Source organism: Kordiimonas sp. (assembly GCF_048264555.1).
Taxonomy (GTDB): domain Bacteria; phylum Pseudomonadota; class Alphaproteobacteria; order Sphingomonadales; family Kordiimonadaceae; genus Kordiimonas.
In genome coordinates this window covers 97,328-117,658 of the sequence record NZ_JBLXCX010000004.1, presented here as the reverse complement: position 1 = coordinate 117,658, position 20,331 = coordinate 97,328, and the positions used below count along the sequence as shown (strand labels likewise).

18 protein-coding genes are annotated in these 20,331 nt (G+C 54.7%); 12 read left to right on the top strand and 6 right to left on the bottom strand.

The window, feature by feature from the left end:
• Nucleotides 1-42: 42 nt before the first annotated feature.
• From ACN0XZ_RS12530 to ACN0XZ_RS12515, 4 genes are all read left to right on the top strand, one after another.
• Nucleotides 43-1,221, top strand: a complete 1,179-nt coding sequence (locus tag ACN0XZ_RS12530) for an MFS transporter (protein WP_417458115.1) — start codon at nucleotides 43-45, stop codon at nucleotides 1,219-1,221.
• Nucleotides 1,222-1,288: 67 nt separating this feature from the next.
• On the top strand, nucleotides 1,289-1,873 hold the full coding sequence (betI, locus tag ACN0XZ_RS12525; RefSeq protein ID WP_417458114.1) for a choline-responsive transcriptional repressor BetI: 585 nt from the start codon (nucleotides 1,289-1,291) through the stop codon (nucleotides 1,871-1,873).
• A 303-nt stretch (nucleotides 1,874-2,176) separates the two neighbouring features.
• Nucleotides 2,177-4,513: a TonB-dependent receptor domain-containing protein gene (locus ACN0XZ_RS12520; protein ID WP_417458113.1), complete on the top strand. Its 2,337-nt coding sequence runs from the start codon at nucleotides 2,177-2,179 to the stop codon at nucleotides 4,511-4,513.
• Between the two features lie 60 nt (nucleotides 4,514-4,573).
• The gene (locus ACN0XZ_RS12515; protein WP_417458112.1) at nucleotides 4,574-5,668 is read left to right on the top strand and encodes an alkaline phosphatase D family protein; all 1,095 of its coding nucleotides are present in this window, start codon (nucleotides 4,574-4,576) and stop codon (nucleotides 5,666-5,668) included.
• A 64-nt stretch (nucleotides 5,669-5,732) separates the two neighbouring features.
• Here ACN0XZ_RS12515 and ACN0XZ_RS12510 read toward each other — a convergent pair whose 3' ends face one another.
• Both ACN0XZ_RS12510 and ACN0XZ_RS12505 read right to left on the bottom strand, forming a co-directional pair.
• A complete protein-coding gene (locus ACN0XZ_RS12510; protein WP_417458111.1) occupies nucleotides 5,733-6,878 on the bottom strand; it encodes an alkaline phosphatase family protein in 1,146 nt (381 codons plus the stop codon).
• Nucleotides 6,879-7,007: 129 nt separating this feature from the next.
• Entirely contained in the window at nucleotides 7,008-7,799 is a 792-nt protein-coding gene (locus ACN0XZ_RS12505) for a helix-turn-helix domain-containing protein (protein ID WP_417458110.1), read from the bottom strand.
• A gap of 170 nt (nucleotides 7,800-7,969) precedes the next feature.
• Here ACN0XZ_RS12505 and ACN0XZ_RS12500 point away from each other — a divergent pair, with 170 nt between their 5' ends.
• The 4 genes from ACN0XZ_RS12500 to ACN0XZ_RS12485 all read left to right on the top strand — a co-directional run bounded on the left by ACN0XZ_RS12500 (nucleotide 7,970) and on the right by ACN0XZ_RS12485 (nucleotide 10,724).
• Nucleotides 7,970-8,386, top strand: coding sequence for a hypothetical protein (locus ACN0XZ_RS12500; protein ID WP_417458109.1), 417 nt, complete (start codon nucleotides 7,970-7,972; stop codon nucleotides 8,384-8,386).
• 173 nt (nucleotides 8,387-8,559) lie between these two features.
• Entirely contained in the window at nucleotides 8,560-8,931 is a 372-nt protein-coding gene (locus tag ACN0XZ_RS12495) for a YciI family protein (RefSeq protein ID WP_417458108.1), read from the top strand.
• The gene (locus tag ACN0XZ_RS12490) at nucleotides 8,928-10,166 is read left to right on the top strand and encodes an RNA polymerase sigma factor (protein ID WP_417458107.1); all 1,239 of its coding nucleotides are present in this window, start codon (nucleotides 8,928-8,930) and stop codon (nucleotides 10,164-10,166) included. The genes ACN0XZ_RS12495 and ACN0XZ_RS12490 overlap by 4 nt, the downstream gene beginning before the upstream one ends.
• A 132-nt stretch (nucleotides 10,167-10,298) precedes the next feature.
• Nucleotides 10,299-10,724, top strand: a complete 426-nt coding sequence (locus ACN0XZ_RS12485) for a YciI family protein (protein WP_417458105.1) — start codon at nucleotides 10,299-10,301, stop codon at nucleotides 10,722-10,724.
• 62 nt (nucleotides 10,725-10,786) lie between these two features.
• Here the strand turns inward: ACN0XZ_RS12485 and ACN0XZ_RS12480 are convergent, their stop codons facing one another.
• Nucleotides 10,787-11,710: an alpha/beta fold hydrolase gene (locus ACN0XZ_RS12480; RefSeq protein WP_417458104.1), complete on the bottom strand. Its 924-nt coding sequence runs from the start codon at nucleotides 11,708-11,710 to the stop codon at nucleotides 10,787-10,789.
• Nucleotides 11,711-11,830: 120 nt separating this feature from the next.
• A complete protein-coding gene (locus tag ACN0XZ_RS12475; RefSeq protein WP_417458103.1) occupies nucleotides 11,831-12,301 on the bottom strand; it encodes a DUF1203 domain-containing protein in 471 nt (156 codons plus the stop codon).
• A gap of 343 nt (nucleotides 12,302-12,644) precedes the next feature.
• On the opposite strand from ACN0XZ_RS12475, the gene ACN0XZ_RS12470 reads away from it, so the two are divergent.
• From ACN0XZ_RS12470 to ACN0XZ_RS12460, 3 genes are read left to right on the top strand one after another with little or no spacing between them, the layout of a single operon-like run.
• A complete protein-coding gene (locus tag ACN0XZ_RS12470; RefSeq protein WP_417458102.1) occupies nucleotides 12,645-14,351 on the top strand; it encodes a GMC family oxidoreductase in 1,707 nt (568 codons plus the stop codon).
• Complete coding sequence (locus tag ACN0XZ_RS12465) at nucleotides 14,348-14,989, top strand: gluconate 2-dehydrogenase subunit 3 family protein (RefSeq protein ID WP_417458101.1); 642 nt, start codon at nucleotides 14,348-14,350, stop codon at nucleotides 14,987-14,989. The genes ACN0XZ_RS12470 and ACN0XZ_RS12465 overlap by 4 nt, the downstream gene beginning before the upstream one ends.
• A 10-nt stretch (nucleotides 14,990-14,999) precedes the next feature.
• Nucleotides 15,000-15,710, top strand: coding sequence for a 3-keto-disaccharide hydrolase (locus ACN0XZ_RS12460; RefSeq protein ID WP_417458100.1), 711 nt, complete (start codon nucleotides 15,000-15,002; stop codon nucleotides 15,708-15,710).
• On the opposite strand, the gene ACN0XZ_RS12455 is transcribed toward ACN0XZ_RS12460, so the two are convergent.
• Complete coding sequence (locus ACN0XZ_RS12455) at nucleotides 15,707-17,857, bottom strand: efflux RND transporter permease subunit (protein ID WP_417458099.1); 2,151 nt, start codon at nucleotides 17,855-17,857, stop codon at nucleotides 15,707-15,709. The genes ACN0XZ_RS12460 and ACN0XZ_RS12455 overlap by 4 nt on opposite strands.
• A 158-nt stretch (nucleotides 17,858-18,015) precedes the next feature.
• On the bottom strand, nucleotides 18,016-18,684 hold the full coding sequence (locus tag ACN0XZ_RS12450; RefSeq protein ID WP_417458098.1) for a DUF5666 domain-containing protein: 669 nt from the start codon (nucleotides 18,682-18,684) through the stop codon (nucleotides 18,016-18,018).
• A 398-nt stretch (nucleotides 18,685-19,082) separates the two neighbouring features.
• On the opposite strand from ACN0XZ_RS12450, the gene ACN0XZ_RS12445 reads away from it, so the two are divergent.
• Nucleotides 19,083-20,234 (top strand): DUF3500 domain-containing protein, encoded by a 1,152-nt coding sequence (locus ACN0XZ_RS12445; protein WP_417458381.1) that lies wholly within the window; start codon nucleotides 19,083-19,085, stop codon nucleotides 20,232-20,234.
• Nucleotides 20,235-20,331 lie beyond the last annotated feature (97 nt).

Sequence of the window (20,331 nt, the reverse complement as noted above, 5' to 3'; positions counted from 1 at the left end):
GGCACTGTACCCAACGCCGATTATCGTTTGCAGGGAAACCAGATGCCACAGCAGCACGGCACAGCAGATATCACCAAGGCACTGCGCACGCTTTGGCCGCTTTTTGCGGCAGTGGCGGCATTTGTGGCGGCCGGCAGCCTCCAGAATGCTTTGGTGGCCTATGACCTCGCGCGTGCGGGCGCCAGCTCGCTTGTCACCGGCGTGGTGATGAGCGCCTATTTTGCGGGGTTTCTTTTCGGGGCCTGTGTGGCACCTCGGCTGGCGGCACGGCTAAACCTCGCTCGGCTCTTCATGGCCGTTACCTTTTTATACGCGCCCTGCACGGCGCTCTTCTCCTTCACCGGCAGTGTGCCAACTTTTCTCATTCTGCAACTGGTCACGGGGTTTGGTATTGCCTGCCAGTATGTGGTGGTGGAAAGCTGGCTCAACCTGGAAGCTGACAGCACCCACCGCGCGCGCATCTTTGGCATTTATATGTTTTTCTGGTTTCTGGGCGCGGGCGGCGGGCCGCTGTTCATGAGCCTGCATACTGAGGGCCACGGGGTGCTCTTCATCGTGGCGGCGGGCCTTGTACTCGTGTCAGGCTTTTTAATGTTTCGTATCCGAAATGAAGTTTGGCAGGGTGCGGTTGCACTACCCATGCCACTTCGGCCCGTGATGACGGCAAGCCCTTCCGGCTTTTTTGCGACACTGCTGGTGGGGGTGAGCTTTGGCGCTGTGTTGGGGCTCACCGCCGCTTACGGGCAGCATAAGGGCCTGAGCGCAAGCGAGACCGCCTTTTTTGTGGCCGCCTTTATATTTGGGGGTGGGCTGACCCAGTATATCGCGGGTGCCCTCTCAGACCGGCTGGACCGGCGGCTGGTGCTGACGGCCTTTACCTTCCTCGCCGCCCTATGCGCCCTCCTGCTGCTTGCAGCCGTGCATAAGGTTATGGTGATGGCATGTGCCGCCGCCTTTGGGGCCTTTGCCCTGCCGATCTACGCGCTCGCTGTCGCGCAAATTCAAGATACGGTGGATGAGGGGGAACGCATCGCCACAAGCGGCGGGCTTCTCATCCTCAATGGTTTTGGCTCTTTCATTGGGCCGCTTGTGATTGGCGGCATGAGCCTATGGTGGGGAGATGCCTCGCTTTTCATCACCCTCACGCTTGTGCACCTGCTGATTGGCGGCATCTACCTCTTCCGCCTCTTCGCGCGCCTGATGAAGCCCGCAACTGCGTAAAGGTTTGACCCTTCTGTGGAAAATATGGCAGCACTGAACACCCCCGTTTTATTGGAGCAGATGATTTATGCCTAAGGTCGGCATGCAGCCAATCAGGCGGCAACAACTGATTGATGCGACGATCCGCACCATCGCCCGTGTGGGATATTCCGAGACGACCGTGAGCCGGATCGCCAAGGAGGCCGGGCTTTCGGTCGGCATTATCTCGCATTATTTTGGCGGCAAACAGGCACTTCTTGAAGCCAGCATGGCGCAGGTACTTTTTGAACTGCATGATGCTTTCCTCACACACCTTGAGGGCGCAAACGGCCCGCGGGAGCGGCTCTCCGCCATTATCGATACCAATTTTGAGGACGACCAATATAAACCCGAAATAGTGCGAGCCTGGCTTTCCTTCTGGGCGCAGGTTCCCTTCTCACCGGAGTTGAAGCGCCTGCAGGGGATATATAACCGGCGTTTGATCTCAAACCTTGCGTTTGAACTTCGCCAGCTGGTGCCAGGTGATGCCGCGAGGGACGGCGCAGAGATATTCGCCTCACTCATCGACGGGTTTTGGCTTCGGTCCACCATGGCGAAAACCGCGCCGGATTTGCCTGCCATCAGGCGACAAATTGAAGAGAGCATCAACCGCTATATCCGCGCGACGGCATAACCACTCCCCGCCACACTTTGCGCCACACATACGCCCCACATCCACCCACGATATACCCACATTACGCCACAGAAACGCGCACACTTGCGCCACACCTGTGCCACACCCCCGGCTCCGTGCTTTTGGCTGGCAAAACCACCCACACGCAGAGCGCGCCCTCCCACGGCAAAGTTTTGCAGAGGTCTCATATTTCCGTCACTAAACCGTAAAGAATTCAGCGCATTAAGGCTGCTGCGGGATTTTTATTGAATGATTATTCAATAAAAATCGGCATCAATTTTATCATTTCAAGGGCGCAGAATTATGACAGTTAACATTACAAAAAAAATGCTACTGGGGGCGTGCAGTCTTGTTGCCGTTTCTGCTGTAGCACATTCGGAGGAAACTGCTGCGGACGCTTACGTTGACGACGCAGGCGTTGAAGAAATCGTTGTTTCTGCTGAGAAAACCACCTTCGCGAACAACGCAACCGACAGCATCATGAAAGACCAGGAACCGGACGCGGCGAGCGTGCTTTCCGTGATCGACAACCTGCCGGGCATCTTTGTCTCGGAAGGTGGCACCTTCGGGTCTGATGACTGGTCCACCACCCTCTCTATCCGTGGTTTCACCGTAAGCCTTTCAGAACAACAGGTTGGCATGACCATCGACGGCCTGCCGAACGGTAACTCCAACTATGGCGGCGGCGCGAAAGCCAACCGTTATATCGATAGCGAAAACCTCGCGCGTGCTGTGGTATCGCAAGGCACAGCCGATATCGCCTCCCCATCCCATGAAGCGCTCGGTGGCACCATTGATTTTGTGACCAGCAACCCATTTGAAGAGCAGCGTTTCTGGGCCAGCCTGAGTGTGGGGGAAAATAATGCACAGCGGTATTTCTTCCGCTATGACACTGGCGAAATCGCTTCTGGCACAAGGGCTTACCTCAGCTACTCCAACACCACCAACGATGCCTGGATCGGCGACGCTGGCGGCACCACACGCGATCACTTCGCGGCAAAAATTGTGTCTGAGCAGGATGAATGGACCTTCACCGGTCGCCTTTCCTGGGATGACACCCATGAGAACAACTACCAGCGTATTTCCCTCGCCCAGTTTGAGGAAGACCCTGATTGGGACCGCCTGACGGATACAATCACCGGTATTCCGTATGTAGACCAGGTTTATCGTCCGGGCTGGGGCACGCTGCGTGAAAACTGGTTCGCCTATGTGAAAGCAGAGTATGAGGGCGATAGTTTCGACTTCACCGTCGCGCCTTACTATCACAAGAATGAGGGCCGCGGTGACTGGATCCCGCCTTACCTTGTGGCTGTAACCGGTGGTGACGAGCAGTCAAACGGCACCATTTTTGGCGGTAGCGCAGCGGGTTCATACACCTATACGGATTCGAACGGTACACCGCTTGCGCCGATTGAGGGCTGCACAGCGACCCTCACCTTCCCTTATGGCGGCGGCGCACCGGCCAACAACCCGGCATGTTACCAAACAGGTGCCATCCCTGTTGGGTCTTACCGTCACACCCACTATGCCAAAACCCGTATCGGCGCGACAGCTGATGCGGCCTACCGCATAGGTGAGATGAACACCCTGCGTGCCGGTATCTGGTGGGAACGCTCCGACCGTGACGAATCACGCGACTGGCACAAAGTCATTGATTCAATGGTGGGAATCGAATTCGACGAAACAGCCTACTGGCGCCAGTATGACCGCAATTTCATCACCGATACCTTCATGGCATACGCGGAAGACACGTTTGAAATTGGTGACCTGACGCTTCGTGGTGGTGTGAAGAAATTCTTTGTGGACCTTGAGCGGAACGACAATTTTGGCAATGAGGCTACCCAGTCGCTCGAATCAAATTCAGACATCCTGCTTTCCGCTGGTGCCATCTATAACCTGACCGATAACCTTGAGGTGTTCGCGGGCTTCTCGCAGAACTTCGCCGCCATTAAAGACGGCATCATTGAAGGCCAGGCAAGTGCCACCAACCCGAACATCCCTGATCTTGAGGGTGAAACGGCTGACAACTATGACATCGGTTTCCGCTTCAGCAATGATTGGCTGCGCGCAACGCTGACCGGCTATTACATCAAATTCAACAACCGCATCACCTTCGTTTCGGAAGGCGACCCAATCGGGGGCATCGACTATCTGGAAGAAGGGGAAGGCACATACCTGAACGTTGGCGGTATCAAATCCAAAGGTGTGGAAGCCAGCATTTCGGCCGACTTCGCAGACTATTGGAATATCTACAGCTCGCTCACCATCAACAGCTCAGAGTATACCGAAACCACAGCAGAGGTTATTGAAGGCAACAAGGTTGCGCTCGCCCCTGAGTTCCAGCTCGTGGGTACGCTCAGCTACTTCAAGGATGGTGTGCGGGCCGGTGTTTCTGCCAAGCATGTTGGGGAGCGTTACGGCGATTTTGCCAACACGCAGGAAATGCCGTCCTTCACACTGGTTGACGCATGGGTCGGCTATACGGTGGACGAGAATGTCATCCCTGGCATCCAGACCATCGACGTAAGCCTGAACGTCACGAACCTCACCAACAAAAACTACCTTGGTGGCGGTACGCCGGGCTCATACTTCATTGGTGCTGACCGTCAGGTCACCGCAAACCTGACACTGAAGTTTTAAGTTCGAAGCAACTTGCGGGCGGCTTCGGCCGTCCGCCCTTTTTCAGATAGGGATGTTCTCATGATCACACGCCGTACAGGGCTCAAACTTATGGCTGCCGCCGCAGGTACTGCCGCGCTTGGCCCCGCACTATTGGCCAGCACCAAAGCCCGCGCGGAGAAGCCAGCCGCCGTTTCCCGTATCCTGTTTGGTTCATGCGCGAACCAGAACAAACCCCAGCCGATCTGGGGACCTATCAACGCCCTTGAGCCCGACCTTTTCATCTTTCTCGGTGACAATATCTATGGCGATACGCGCGACATGGATGTGATGGCCGCGAAATATCAAAAGCTCGGCAGCATTGAAGGCTTCAAGGCCTTGCGGCAAAACACACCCATCATCGCCACATGGGATGACCATGACTATGGCGAGAACGATGCAGGCTTTGAATACCCGGAGAAAGAGCACTCCAAGGAACTGTTTCTCGAGTTTTGGAATGAGCCCAAGGATAGCCCCCGCCGCCGTGCGGACGACGGTATTTATACGTCCTACACCTATGGTGAAGAGGGCCAACGCACACAGGTTATTCTTCTTGACCTCAGGTGGAACCGCACAGCGCTAACCCATGTGAGCAAAGCCGCCGCAAAACGGCGTGACCAGATGGGGTTTGGCCCTTACCTACCCACGAGCGCGGCGGATGCCACCATGCTGGGAGAAAAGCAGTGGGCCTGGCTTGAGCGGGAACTTCGCAAACCCGCCGACCTGCGCATTATAGGCTCCAGTCTGCAGTTCATATCCACATTCCCCGGCTGGGAGGCATGGAGCCTGTTCCCCCGTGAACGCGCTCGCATGATTGAACTGATCCGAGCCACAGACGCCCGCGGTGTTGTTTTCATCAGTGGCGACACACACTGGGCAGAAATCTCGCGTCAGGACGACGGCAAGACGCCCTACCCCTTGTATGATTTCACTTCAAGCGGCCTGACGGAAACATGGCACAACATGAGCCCAAACGCGTACCGGTTGCCCGGCTGCATGTACACCAGAGCGAACTTCGGCATTATCGAGGTGGACTGGAACGTGCCTGACCCGCACGTGGTGCTGCAGGCGAGGAATGTGGCTGGTGAGGCAGTATTCGAGAAATCTCTGCTCTTGAGCCAACTTGCTCCCCGCTGACGCTGGCTCAAACTACCTGGCAGAGAACAAGGGATCAGGGAACACCTGATCCCTTTATTATGGGTTATTCTCCGCCCAGCATTGGCAGGATCGGCGCACCGGGGCGCAGGGTTTCATGGCTTCCCTTATAGGCATACCCGAGTAGTTTGGCAGCTGTCGCGGCGACCTGAGTGAGTATAACCGGCTCCCCACCCGAAACCTCACCAAGGGCTGGAGTGTCAGGCCCCATCGCTGCCATCCAGATCGCGTCGTCACCCTTGAAGTCGCTTACCGCTTTAGTGCCGTCCTCCCGGGTGTAGGGGAAGCGCCCGTGATATTTCCAAGCTTCCAGACTATCGCTGCCACGGCCATGGTCAGTTGTAATCAGGAGTGTTGTTTTACCGGCATAGCGAGGATCACTCTCAAGCCACGTCCACAATTCAGCGATTGCGGCGTCGCTCCTGTGGGCAGCATGAGCGTATTGGTCATAATGCCCGTCATGCGCAAAGTCATCCGTCTCCCCAACGGAGATATAAACGAACTTCATTTTCTGCTCATTGAGAGCGGCACGCGCGAACCCCATCGTGAAGGCATCCAGCCGCACGGTATCCCATGGGCTGGGGATTTTTTCCTGCAACTCATTGAGGATTGAGACATTGGCACCCAGCCCGTCATAAACCTCAAACCCCGCGTTGACCGGTACGCCGGAGCGTTCCTCGTTAATGATATAGGGAAATACATCCCACGACCCAAAAGCGGCGACCTTGCCAGCGTTTTCTGGCATGGCGTTCAACCACTCAAGAATGGTCTGGTTAGGGTTCAGGAACTTGTCATTACTGGTGATGCGCGCATCATCCGCAAAACCGGTGAGGATCTCGCTATAGCCGGGGTAAGAGAAGTGATAGGTGTTGGTAAGCTGGCCCACGCTACCTTTATCTCTATTGCCATAGAGCTGACCCCGTTTTGCAATGGTGCCCCAAAAGAACGGCATGAGGGCGCTGCGGGACGCCTCAGGTGTTTCAAGTCCATAGGCTGCCTTAAACGCATCGTGGGTTTTCTTGTGTGCGATATAACCTTCCTGATCAAAGAAAGCTTGATCAGCGCCCCTGAACACTTCCTGCCAGCGCAAGCCATCAATGGTGATAAGGATCACCGTCTCCGTTTTGGTTTCACGAGCTTCAGCTGCGATGCCAGCAAACATACACAGTAGTGACGCGAGGATAATGCGCACGGTTCTCTCTCCCTTGATCTGACCCTGCTACCCTATCGGATAGGTTAAAGTTTTCCAGACGGGACTGTGCGCCTTCCTCATGAAAGTTTTTTGGCACCACCCATGTTTATTGAACCATTGTTCAAAAAACTATGCCGAGAGGGCCTGCCGGGTTTCTTCATTCGCCGGAAAGAAGGATTCGATCGCTATTTCTGACAATGTCACGTCAACAGGCGTGCCAAAAACCGTTGTGGTTGAGAAGAAAGACAGCTTGCCGTTTGGCACCAGAAATTCAAACGGTACAAAAACCTCCCCATATCCTGCATCGGGCATGTCGGCATCGCTTTCCGGGCACGGATAGGACTTCAGTTCCTCCATCAGGTCCATAAGCGCCGCGTCTGCTGTCACATTGATCTGATGTCGCAACCGCTCGAGCAGATGTTTTTTCCATTCTGACAGATTGGCAATTTGCGGCGCGAGCCCGCCCGGATGCAACGACAAGCGCAGCACGTTGATCGGTTGCTCAAGCAGGCTTTGTTCTTTCACCCCCGCCAGCATGGGCGGCACGGCGGCGTTTGCCGCCAGCATGTTCCAGTGCCGGTCAATGGCGATCGCCGGATAGGGTTCATGCCCCTTGAGAAGCAGATCAATGGCCGCGCGGGCCGAAGCAAGCGACGGATCATCCAGATCACGTGCCAGATAAAGGGGCGCGTACCCAGCCGCAAGCAGCAGGGAGTTCCGCTCCCTCAATGGCACATCGAGGCATTCGGTCAAATGAATGACCATATCGCGGCTAGGCGCTGATCTGCCGGTCTCGATAAAACTCAGGTGTTTTTGTGAAATCTCGGCCTCAAGGGAGAAATCCAGCTGGCTCATGCGGCGCCTGTTGCGCCATTCCTTAAGCTGCCCACCAAAAACCTGTGCGCTTCTCTCATTTGTCATATTGGTTTCCTCGCTCTTATGACCCGGCCTGTGCCGTCTCTCCGTCCTACTCTTGAAAAAAGTTGAGTTCAATTACCTCTGAGTTAATTGGCAAGCGCCACGCAATTGCCGATCTTGGTGTCAGACAACAACCGGACCTTAATCATACCACCCCAATAACGGAGGTTACCATGAGCAAGACAGACCAAACTTTTCCCCTTCTGAAATACGCCCTGATCGGCGATGCACTCGCAAGTGGCGCGACCGGGCTGATGATGGCTGCTGGCGCTTCAATCCTGAGCGATATGCTGGGGCTATCTGCATCCCTTCTGACATATGCGGGCCTTTTCCTTCTGCCATATGCAGCGGCGGTCGCCTTTGTTGGCACGCGCAAGGTCATTAATCGCCGCGCCGTGTGGCCCATCGTGATCCTCAACCTTCTGTGGGTTATCGACAGCGTTGCTCTTCTTCTGACGCTCGAACCTGCGCCCACCCTCTTCGGGGTGATCTTCATCGTCTTTCAGGCTGTTGTGGTGCTCGCTTTCGCGATTGCCCAAACCATCGGCCTCAAACAGCAAAAAAACGACGCGGAGTTTATCGCGGCATAGATACCCCATCATCTTCCCCACCTTAAACATCCCTGCCGGGCCAGTATCGGCAGGGATTTTTTTAGCTGGCCGTCGTGGGCGCCCCCAGTTCCACTGCACAATAAAGTAATTTGCCAACCATGTCGGGACACGTAAGGCTGGATCGTTCTTATAAACGAGAGGGAAACAACAAGATGCAATATGCCATTCTTTGTTATAACGACGAGGCCACTATCGGCAGCTGGAGCGCGGAAGAAGAAAACGCCTGCATGGAGCGCCTTGAAGCCGTGCAGGTTGGCCTGCGTGAGGCGGGACGTCTGGGTCCTGTGGCGCGGCTTATGCCCACATCAACCGCAACGACCCTCAGGAAAGACCAAGACCCGCCCCTCGTGATCGATGGCCCCTTCGCAGAGACCAAAGAACAGCTTCTTGGTTTCTATATTGTGGATTGCACCTCCAAAGAAGAGGCCCTTGGCGTCGCAAAAGACCTGGGGCGTGCAAACCCGGGCGGCGCCTTTGAAATACGCCCGCTTCTGAGCCTTAACCCCGGAGAGATAACCACGTGAACGATATCGCCTGGATCGAAAAATCACTGAAGGCGGCCCGCCCTAAAGCAGTCGCCGCCCTGCTGCGATATTTTCGTGACCTAGACACGGCTGAGGAAGCCTTTCAGGAAGCCTGCCTGCGCGCCCTTGGCAAGTGGCCGCTCAACGGCCCACCAAAAGACCCGGCCGCATGGTTGATATTTGTTGGCCGCAACGCGGCGCTTGATGGCATCCGGAAGCAAAACAAACTGCAGGCCCTACCGGATGAGGCAAAAATCTCGGACCTCAGTGACGTAGAAACCCCCATGGCGGAGCGGCTGGACGACGCCCACTTTCGGGATGACATCCTGCGTCTTCTGTTCATTTGCTGCCACCCGGACCTGCCGAACACCCAGCAAATTGCACTTGCACTCAGGGTCGTCTCCGGCCTCAGTGTCGGGCAAATTGCCAAAGCGTTTCTGGTGGGGGAGCGTGCCATGGAACAACGCATCACCCGCGCCAAACGCAAGGTCAAGCAAGCGGAAGTAGACTTTGAAACACCGGATGCGGACGCGCGCGCTGAGCGGCTGCACACGGTATCCGCCATGATCTATCTTGTCTTCAACGAGGGCTATACCGCTGCGGGAGAAACCCGCGCACCCAAGGTGCCGCTCTGTGAAGAAGCGATCCGGCTCGGGCGGCTTATTTGTGAGCTGTTCCCCCGTGATGCAGAGATGGCAGGCCTTCTTGCGCTCATGCTGCTGCAATACTCCCGCACGGCGGCGCGGTTCACCAAAGATGGTGACATCATCCTCCTTGAAGATCAGGACCGCACCCTCTGGAACAAAAGCATGATTGAGGAAGGGCTTACCCTTCTCGACAACGCGATGGCGCTAAAACGCCCCGGCCCCTACCAGATACAGGCAGCCATTGCGGCGACACACACACGCGCGAACCGGGCGACTGAGACAAACTGGGCAGGTATCGTCCAGCTATATGATGCGCTGGAGCGCATGACCCCATCGCCCGTGATAACGCTCAACAAGGCTGTCGCCATCTCAAAAGCGGAAAGCTTTGCGGCGGCGCTTGAGGTGGTTGAACCCCTTGAACCTCATCTGGCCGGGTATTTTTACTTCCACGGTGTTCGTGGCCATTTGCTCGCCAAACTTGGAAGGCTTGATGAAGCACGGGCCGCGTACACCGAGGCCATTTCACTCGCACAATCCGCCAGTGAAGCCGCACACATACGGCACGAACTTGATAATTTATCGAAATAAATCAATGTATTGAGAGATTATCTGATTTTTTTCTCAAAAAAATCACCCCTCCTGTCGGGATAGACCGAACTCACACGTCCTATGGGCAACACAGAAGGCTAACAGCCAAAACCAGACCCAAGGAGACACAAAATGCGTGTGATGATTCTTATTAAAGCAGACAAAAACACTGAAGCGGGCGTTCCGCCATCAGAACAACTGCTCACAGACATGATGAACTTTAACGAAGAACTGGTAAGCGCCGGTGTTATGCAAAACGGCGACGGTCTGACGCCTACCTCTCAAGGCGCACGGGTTCATTTCACCAAAGACGGCCACACGGTGGAAAAAGGCCCCTTCCCTGAGCCTGGACAGCTGATTTGTGGCTTCTGGCTCTGGACCGTGGACTCGCTTGATGACGCCATTGCGTGGGTGAAAAAATGCCCGTTTCCACTTGAAGACCAGGCCGAGCTGGAAATTCGCCCACTTTATGAGATGGAAGATTTTGGCGATGCCGTCACACCAGAGGTGGCCGAACAGCACGACAGGCTCCTAAGCAAAACACAAAGCGCGGCATGAAGCAGCCTACGACAGCGAAAACAACACCGGCCCTGACATAGTCAGAGCCGGTGTTTCAATTTCTAGCCTCGCACAAATGCGAGAAGGTCCGCATTAAACTGCTTGCGATGTGTGATTGGCAAACCATGTGGCGCCCCGGCATAGACCCTCAAGCTGGCACCCGGCACCAGCTCCGCAATACGTGCACCGGAGAGCGGCAACGGGGCTGACGCATCCTTGTCCCCATGGATAACCAACACGGGCAAATCAAGCGCTTTCAATTCATCCCGAAGATCAGCATGGATCATGCTGTCGTAACATTTGAGAAGAGCGGGCAGCGACGTTTGCAGCATCAACTCGCGCCCCCATTCCTGCATGCCCTCACTCACTGCACTGAGCCAGAATGCGCCCTCGCCATCCTTCAGCCACTTGGGGAAGTCTTGCGCCATCATGGCCTTTGCGCCTTCAAGCATCGCCCCGGGCACCCCCATGGTGTTGGTATCACTTAGCATCAGGCACGGTGCTGTGCTTGAGAGAAATACAACACGGCTCACACGCGCACGACCCTCGGTGCCTAGGTAGCGCACAGCCTCACCACCCGACATGGAGTATGCCACCAAGGTCACGTCCCTGAGGTCAAGCTGATCGAGAACGGCGCCTAGGTCCCGCGCGAGGGTGTCATAATCATAACCCGTGCCCGGATCATCTGAACGGCCGTGCCCGCGCCTGTCATATGAAATGCAGTGCACGCCAGCGTCCATCAGGTCGGCAAAATTATACTGCCAGAAGTCTGATGGCAGACCCCAACCGGAGAGAAACACGATGGGTTTCCCCATACCCCAGTCACGCACCCGCAGGGTAACACCGTCCGGGGTTACGACTTTGCTTTTCCGTGCCGTATGTGCTGTTGCTACATCTTGAGCGCCACTTGCCGCAGGTGACATTGCACCGAGCGCGACAGCACCCGCTGCGGCGGCACCAAAAGAGAAAAAATCACGTCTACGCATATGAACCTCCGTTCAGAGGGGAGGCCAGTTCCTCCCTTTCAGCCATCATTCTTGTAAATCAGGCGGCACAGCAACTACCGGAGAGGTAATGAAGATGAAGTTTTTAAAAAACTCTCACCTTCAGGCACGGTCAATACGGGCGAGATAACACCCCCGGCCAGCGGTATGCGCATGGATATAGGACACCTGCTGGTCCGCAAATAAGGAGCGAACCGTATCTGCAGTCTCCTCTCCGGCAACCACACGGGCCTCAACCATCATATGCGCGGCATCAAAGGCCCGCAGCGAGATAAGCTGGCGAATTTTGAGTATCTCTGGCACCTGCCCTGGTTCGGGTGTCTGCGTCACAGCGCCGTCAGTTACAAAAATCGCGTGTTTGGCGTTATAGGGTGTCGGCACATCCAGATGGGCATAATTGAGCAGTATGACGCGGCTGCCCGGCTCCATATCCTTCAGTTGCACGCGGCACGGAAAGCCGGGGTGCGCATCAGAGACATAGGCGCGGGCGCCCTTAGCCAAAAGCTCATCATCACTCAGGCCATATAGGCATTCAAACTGGCCAGCATCCAACCCTGTCACTACAAAAGTCATACTATTTCCTCATCACCGTATTTGTGTGAGAGGTTATGAGCCTTCGCTTGTTTGAGCGCACTCCGTTCCTTGCTGTTGAAACAGAGCTCATGGAACAAACTCTTCACGATTTAAATGAGAGCCACCCAGTTGCTTGACATGAAAAATAACCAGTGCAATGGTTGCATATGTAATCGGTTACATGTGCGATAGGTATCAAACTATTTCACTGGGGAAGAATGTAGCCGAGGTTTTCGTTTTGAGTTCTAGAAAAAGCTGGTGGTCATCTGTCAGGTCCTCACCCATGGCCAAAGTGCCGTCAGGGCCTGTGGCCGTGCACACTGCATAATTCGGGGAGGAACATGTGACAGCATCCAACAGTGAACCTTATGACGTCATCATCGTAGGCTCTGGCGCCGGTGGCGGCATGAGCGCCTATTCACTCACCCACGCGGGCATGAAAGTGCTGATGCTGGAGGCGGGCCGCGACTATGACCCTCTCACTGAAACCCCCATGTTCAACATCCCGGCTGACGCCCCACTCAGAGGCACAAGCACGCCAGACAAACCTTTCGGTTTTTATGATGCCACAATCGATGGCGGCTGGAAGGTGCCCAATGAGCCCTATACAATTGCCGAAGGGTCAGAGGAATTTATGTGGTGGCGGCCGCGCATGCTGGGTGGTCGTACCAACCATTGGGGTCGCATCTCGCTGCGTTTTGGGCCCTATGATTTCAAACCTTACAGCCGGGACGGCCTTGGCTTCGATTGGCCCATCACGTACGACGATCTCGCCCCATGGTACGACAAAGTTGAAAAACTGATAGGCGTAACCGGGCTGGCCCACGGCCTTGAAAACACACCGGATTCGCCCGCAGGCATCCTGCAACCACCCCCATCACCACGGGCGTTTGAGATGTTTCTCGAGCGCGGCTTCAAAAGCATGGACATACCAGTGGCCGCGATGCACGCGGCTGTTCTCACGCAGCCGATCAATGGTCGCCACGCCTGTTTTTACGCCACACCCTGCGGGCGTGGGTGTTCCATTCGTGCTAACTTCCAAAGCACCACGGTGCTCATCCCACCCGCGCTTGAGACAGGCAACCTCACCATCATGGTCAATGCCCTTGTTTATCAGGTTGACCTGGACAAAGACGGCAATGCCTCAGGCGTGAGTTTTGTGGACCGCGTGACGGGCGAGCACCATAACGCAAAAGCAAAATCCATTGTCCTCGCAGCGGGTGCATGTGAAAGCGCGCGCATCCTCCTCAACTCCAAAAGCGCGAAGTTCCCGGACGGTTTATGCAACGATGAGGGGTTTGTGGGGCGCTACCTGATGGATACGGTCGGCTCCAGCACAGGAGGCCAGTTCCCGGCACTTGAAAACCTACCGCCAACCAATGATGACGGCATGGGTGTTGGGCATATTTATGTGCCTTGGTGGGGCTACCAGAAACAAGCCCGCAAGGAGATGGATTTCCCTCGCGGCTATCATATCGAGATGGGCGGCGGTAGACGGATGCCATCCGTGCGCACAGGCGCGCTTGCTGACGACGAGACACTATATGGCAGCGCCTTCCGCCAAAGTCTGCGGGAGAAATACGGCAGCCACATCGGCTTTGCAGGCCGCGGTGAGATGATCCCCAATGATGATTGCTATTGCGACCTGGACCCGGATGTGACGGACAAATGGGGTATCCCTGTGCTTCGCTTCCACTGGAAATGGAGCGAGCATGAGCTGAAGCAGGCCTCGCACATGCGGCAAACCTTCCTTGAGGTGATTGACCGGCTTGGTGGCAAACCGCTTTGGGGCACGGATACAGATGGCCAGACGGCAATTTCAAAAGGGGGTGAGATCATTCACGAAGTGGGAACCGTCCGCATGGGTCATTCCGCCAAAGATTCTGTCGTGAATGAATATGGGCAAAGCTGGGCGGTGAAAAACCTGTTTGTAGCCGATGGAGCCGTACTGGCCTCCAGCCCTGACAAAAACCCAACCCTCAGTATCCTCGCGCTAAGTTGGCGCACGAGCGACTATCTGGCCGAGCAAGCAAGAAAGGGCGCGCTATGAGACACCCCAAATTCCCGACCATGACCCGCCGAACCGCGTTGGCTCTTTTGGGCGCGGCCGCGAGCATTCCGCTGACCGGCGCACGGGCGATCGAGCAGATACTGCACCCCTACCCTGAGGGATACGGCACCGACCCGAACCTGATTGACCCTGTTGTGCCATGGTCCGGTATCATGAGCGAAAAACAGCTGCAGATGGTTGCCTATTTTGCGGATTTCATACTGCCCGCGGAAGGTCGCGCCCCTTCTGCCAGCGCGCTTGGCATTCATGACTTCATCAACGAATGGATCAGCGCACCCTATCCGGAACAAGTGAAAGACCGTACAACGATCCTCGACGGTCTCACGTGGCTGGATACTGAAGCCACAACCCGTTTTGGCGCTGATTTTCTGTCCACAAGCAACAAGAACCGCGACACTATTCTCAAAGCTGCCGCAACCGCTAACGACCCGGATAACCCTGGCCCACATGACTTTTTTGTACGCCTGAGGGCCCTGGTAGCTGGCGGCTATTATACGACGCAGGAAGGCTTCCACGATATCGGCTACATCGGCAATATACCGCTTGAGACCTTCCCTGGGCCGTCACCATCGGTGAAAAAAGCGCTTGAAGAGCAATTTAAAAAGCTGGGCATATAAGGAGGCCGCCATGAAAAAAAGCCTATTTGGTATTGTGATGGCACTGGCCCTGAATACGGCAATACTTGCAGACACCCCCAACACGCTGAGCGAGCATGAGAAGGCCGCCGGATGGCAGCTGTTGTTTGATGGTAAAACGACGGACGGCTGGCGCAGTTATGGCAAGCCTGAGCTGTCCGCCGAGTGGCATGTGGAAGACGGAACCCTTACCTTCACGCCAGGGAAGGCGGGCGACATCATCACCGAGGGGACATTCACGAGCTTTGAGTTAAGTATTGATTGGAAGATATCGGTAGGTGGCAATAGTGGTATATTCTTCCATGTGGTGGAAGGCCCATCATACGCCTATATGACCGGCCCCGAGTATCAGCTGCTTGATAATGCAGGGCGGGATGAGCCGCCGCTTGAGCAGGCTGCGGCCCTTTTTGCTCTCTATGCGCCATCACGTGACGTGAGCCACGCAGCCGATAGTTGGAACACCAGCAAGCTTGTTGTGATCGGCGAACAGGTGGAGCATTGGCTCAACGGCGTGAAGGTGGTTGAATATGATATGAGCTCAGACAACTTCAAAGCCCGTGTCGCCGCATCAAAATTCTCACCCACTGGCCGCAATGCAGCCGTGATGAAAGATTTTGCGAAAGCACGCAGTGGGCACATCGCCCTGCAGGATCACGGCGACAAAATCGCCTTCCGCAACATCAAGATCAAACCGCTTCCTTAAGTCTTCCTCCCACCTTTTGAGGCGATATAGGGAAAGATTATCAAGGCCAGAAATACCGCTATCCCGGCACCAATGGCGATCTCAACGCCAAACCGCTGGGATGGCGGAAAGTCCGACAAGGCAAATACAGAAAAGCCGATCATGATGGCCAGCGTGGACACAAACGCTGGCCAGCTTTGTGTCTCAAGCGCTGCCTTCCAAACCTGCCAGTCTTTAAACGACAGTGTTTTGGCTTTCTGGGATTTGGCTTTCAGGCTGCGTTTGGCCGTCACGGTAATGTGGATCATATCGTCCACAATAAGCCCAAGGCAGATGTTAATGGCCGGGGATGAGATAATATCAACCGGCATACCGAGCGCACCAAGACCACCCAGCAGTAGCGCCGAAATGACCCCAGCGCACACCATTACAGCAACCGCGACCATAACCGCGCCGGACACCAGAAAAGCGATCACACCAAACATGATGATGAGCGTAATCACACCTGTGGTCATGCTCCTCGCAACAGAGGCCGCAAGCTCACCCTGTAGATAATAGGTGCCGCCGGTTAGGGTAATCTCAAACCCATGCAGGGCGGGGATTTTCTCAACCTCGCTGATGATATCAAGCCGGTCACGCTCCCGCCCGCTTTCCCGCATCCGCAACATAAAAAGCGCATGGGTGCGGTCTTCAGTGACGAAGCTTTTTGCAACGGCGCCATAGTCAGGGTCAGAGAGGATATCCAGAAGCAGGTTCCAGGGCAGCAATTGCCCCAGCCAATGCTCGTCCCCTTCCGCCATAATCACCGGCAATGAGATGACCGAGCCAACCGCTTCATGCTCACTTAAGGCCTGCTGCATATCCCACATTTTTTCGTAAGATTCGCTGTTATCAAGCTTTTCAAGATTCTCGCGCCGCACCACCAGAAGGAGCGGATTACTGCCGCCGTTTTCGTCGACATAATAAATGCCGTTATGCAGCTCGGATTCTTCCTTGAAGTAGGACAACAAACTGGGGTCTGTATTCAACCGGGGCAAGCCAACGATCGCAACGCCGAGCGTAAGCACGAGCAAAGTGACGGTAATAACTTTCGCCCTGCCGTGCAGCGCGAGCGAAAAACGGCCCGCAGAGCCGGACGCTGATGACGCCTTTAAACGCGCGAACCCAAGGAAAGCTGGGAAGATGCCGTAAGCACACACCAACGCGCATGCGGTGCCCACCGTGCCGCCCACCCCCAGTTGGTTTAGGGGTTTGGCATCCACAAAAATAAGGCTCGCGAAACCTAAAAGAGTGGTGAGCGCCGCCCAGGAGGACGCGGGAAACGTATGCATCACCGTGGCCATCAAGGGAGCGGCTTCATCCTCACCCGTATCATTTTGCCGGTTGGAGGTCAGAAAGATGACATGCGAGAGCGTCAACACAAATACAATCGCACCCAAATTGGCGGTAAGGATACCGATGGGAATGCCGAAAAGGCTCTGCACCGCAAGCGTTAACATAGCGGCAGCAATACAGGTTGCCATCGCCCCCAGCACAATCAGTGGTGAGCGGAACACCAAGAACAGCACAATAGCGCTCAGCAGCATGGCGCCGAGCGAGAATGTTTTCATATCAGACGTTAAGTTGCGGCGAATTTGCTCAACAATGTAAGGCAAGCCGGAGATGCGAATGGCGAACCACTTGTTTTCTTCCTCAGCCGCTATCGTCTCAATGCTTTCCACCAGTTCGGTGAAAGCGTCAGTATCAATAAAAGCGATGATGAAACTTGATTGCTCGTTATTGCCGACCAGCAACCGCCGCCAGAGCGGGTTTTCACGCGCGGCATCCAGATCGTCGGGGCCGTTGGTGATGCTTTGCACATCTGTGACGCCTTCCACCTGCTGGATACGCTTCGTGAGCGTATCAATCTTCTCAATAAAGTTTGGGTCCTCAAAGCTGCCTGCTGTCGTCACATTCAGGAGTATTTGCTGCTGGGACGGAAACTCATCCACGATCTGCTGGTTTTTTCGGTAAATCTCGCTGTCGGATGAGAAGAAAAAGTCCGGCGTGATTTTTGGCTCCAAGTCCACCTTAAAGAAAAAGAAGGCGACGATAAAAACCAGGAACGCGGGCGCCAGTATCTTGTAGGCAGCACCCGCCCTGCCGCTCGTGTGCGTTGAGAATGTCATTCAAGCCCCCTATCGGTTAACTGCATCATCCATGATCAAGGCGATGCTGTAAAATACTTCGCGGGTTTATCTCCTTCCCTCACCTCATATAAAGATGCCGGAGGGCAGCTTCCGCCACTCTCCGGCATCTGTTGATACAGCCTAATAGCTCTCTTGGATTAGCTGACCATTACAACCTTCGCAGATACGATCTGCTCACCAAGGCCCATGGCTTCTTTATCCATCACACCAGTAACCTTGACCTTCTGGCCTGCTGTAAGGGTTACAGCTTCTTTGGTGTGCACGTCGATTGTCTCGCCGCTTTCACCTTTCAGCGTGAATGACATTTTGTCATCGGCCACAGCTTCAATCGTACCTGTGATTGTTACAGGGCCTTCATCAGGCAGAGCGTCGACTTTTTTCATTTCGTCGTCATCTGAGCCGCCTTTAACTGAAGGTTCAGTGGGCGCAGGCTCTTCAGCTTCCTGTGTTTCAGGGCGCGCTTCTTCGTCCGCAGCGTCGATCACAGTTACGCTTGTCGCGTCGATCTCTTTACCAAGACCAAGTGCTTTGTCATCAAGAACACCAACCACTTTTACGCGGTCACCCTCATGAAGGGTAAGCTGGAACTTGGAATCGATCTCGATGGTTTTGCCATTGGCATCACGAAGGGTAAATTCCTTGTTGCTGGAAATACCTTCAACAGTACCCGTAAGGGTCACCGAGCCAGCTTCTGGCAGCTGTGCGATGCTCGCATATTCTTTGCTCTGGTCGTCAGCGGACGCCACAGAAGAAACAGCCATCATGAAACCAGCGGTTACAAGCGCAGTTGTTGATTTAATAAGCATTCTCTCTCTCCTTTGTTGAGTGTGGCCGACCCATTCAAAATTGGGCTCGAACCAGCGCTACACCTCCTAGCTATCAACGCCTGCGTCAGGTTTCGATGCTAATACAACCCACTGAATGCAAAGGAATTATAAAGATTTAACGAGAATCATGGCCCGCCACTTCAATCATGGCGAGAAAAGGGAAACATGGGGGCAGAACAAGGGTATTTTCTTCGTTTCACGGCGCCAATTGACGCCAACTCATGTCTATCGCACGGAGGCCACAAAACAGGTCATAAAATCGAGTTTCCTGCCATGTTTCTCTCCAACCGATCGCACGTTTGTGTTAACTTCCCCTTCTACTCAAGGGGAGAAAACCAATCAAAAAGTTGGGCGGGCTATTATTCATGCTGGCCAGCATGTCGTGTGTGGCTACCGGACAGGACCAGTATTCAGATGGCCTCCTTTCTGTGAAGAAACGATTTTCTGATATCGAAGCCGCAGCACTGGCCGAAGCCTTCAAGGGAGTTCGTACAGGCGATGGCTTGCAGAAAGGACTGTTTCCAATCCGCAGCACCGGCGTTACGACAGCACCGATTGTGTCTGCCGCAAAACAATATCTGGAACTATTGTCCACCCCTGAGTTGATCCGCTCCCAGTTCGCCATTGATGATCCCGAGTGGCGACGCTGGTTCAATGTCGACAACGGCATATATGTTCGGCAGGGACTGAGCCTAAAGGAAATGTCAGAGGATCAACGTACCGCAGCATGGAAGATACTTGAGGCTTCTTTGAGCGCAAAGGGACTGGACCTTAGCAAGAGCATTATGAAAACCGACCGTACCCTGTCGGAACTGAACGGCAATGGTTTCCTCGACGAAGATCTTTATTTCCTGACCATCATGGGAACACCTGATGCAACTGAGCCCTGGGGATGGCAGTTGGATGGCCATCATCTGGTAATCAACTATTTTGTGATGGGTGATCAAGTTGTCATGACGCCAACATTTCTTGGCGCGGAACCCGCAGTAACAACCAGCGGCCACTATGCAGGCAATGAGGTCTTGCAGGCCGAGCAGGATATGGGGCTGGCATTCATGCAGTCGCTGACCACCGAACAGCAGGAAAGGGCGACACTTGCGAACCGCAAGCACCACGACGACATGCAGGCAGCAGCCCATAAGGACAACCTTATACTGGATTATGCCGGGCTGAAGGTTGAAGACCTGGCGGATGACAAGAAGCAGGCTATCCTTAACCTGATCGACCTGTATGTTTCCAACATGAGGGAAGGACATGCTGAGGTACGCATGCAGGAAGTGCGTGATAATCTCAACAACACATGGTTCGCCTGGGTAGGATCAGTCGCTGACAACGGTGTTTTCTACTATCGGATTCACAGCCCAGTTATTCTCATAGAATTTGACCATCAAATACCCGTCGGCACAGCAGTGCTGCACAACACCAATCGGCCAGTTCGCGATCATATTCATACTGTTATCCGCACACCGAACGGCAACGACTACGGTAAGGATTTGCTGGGACAACACCTAAGAAATCACAAGCACTGAGCGACGGAAACACCACACAATGAGGCCCATGGCCCGTATCCTGTTAGCCTGAGACTTCTGTCACAAAAGAAGGACTGCCCACTTAGGGTAACATGAA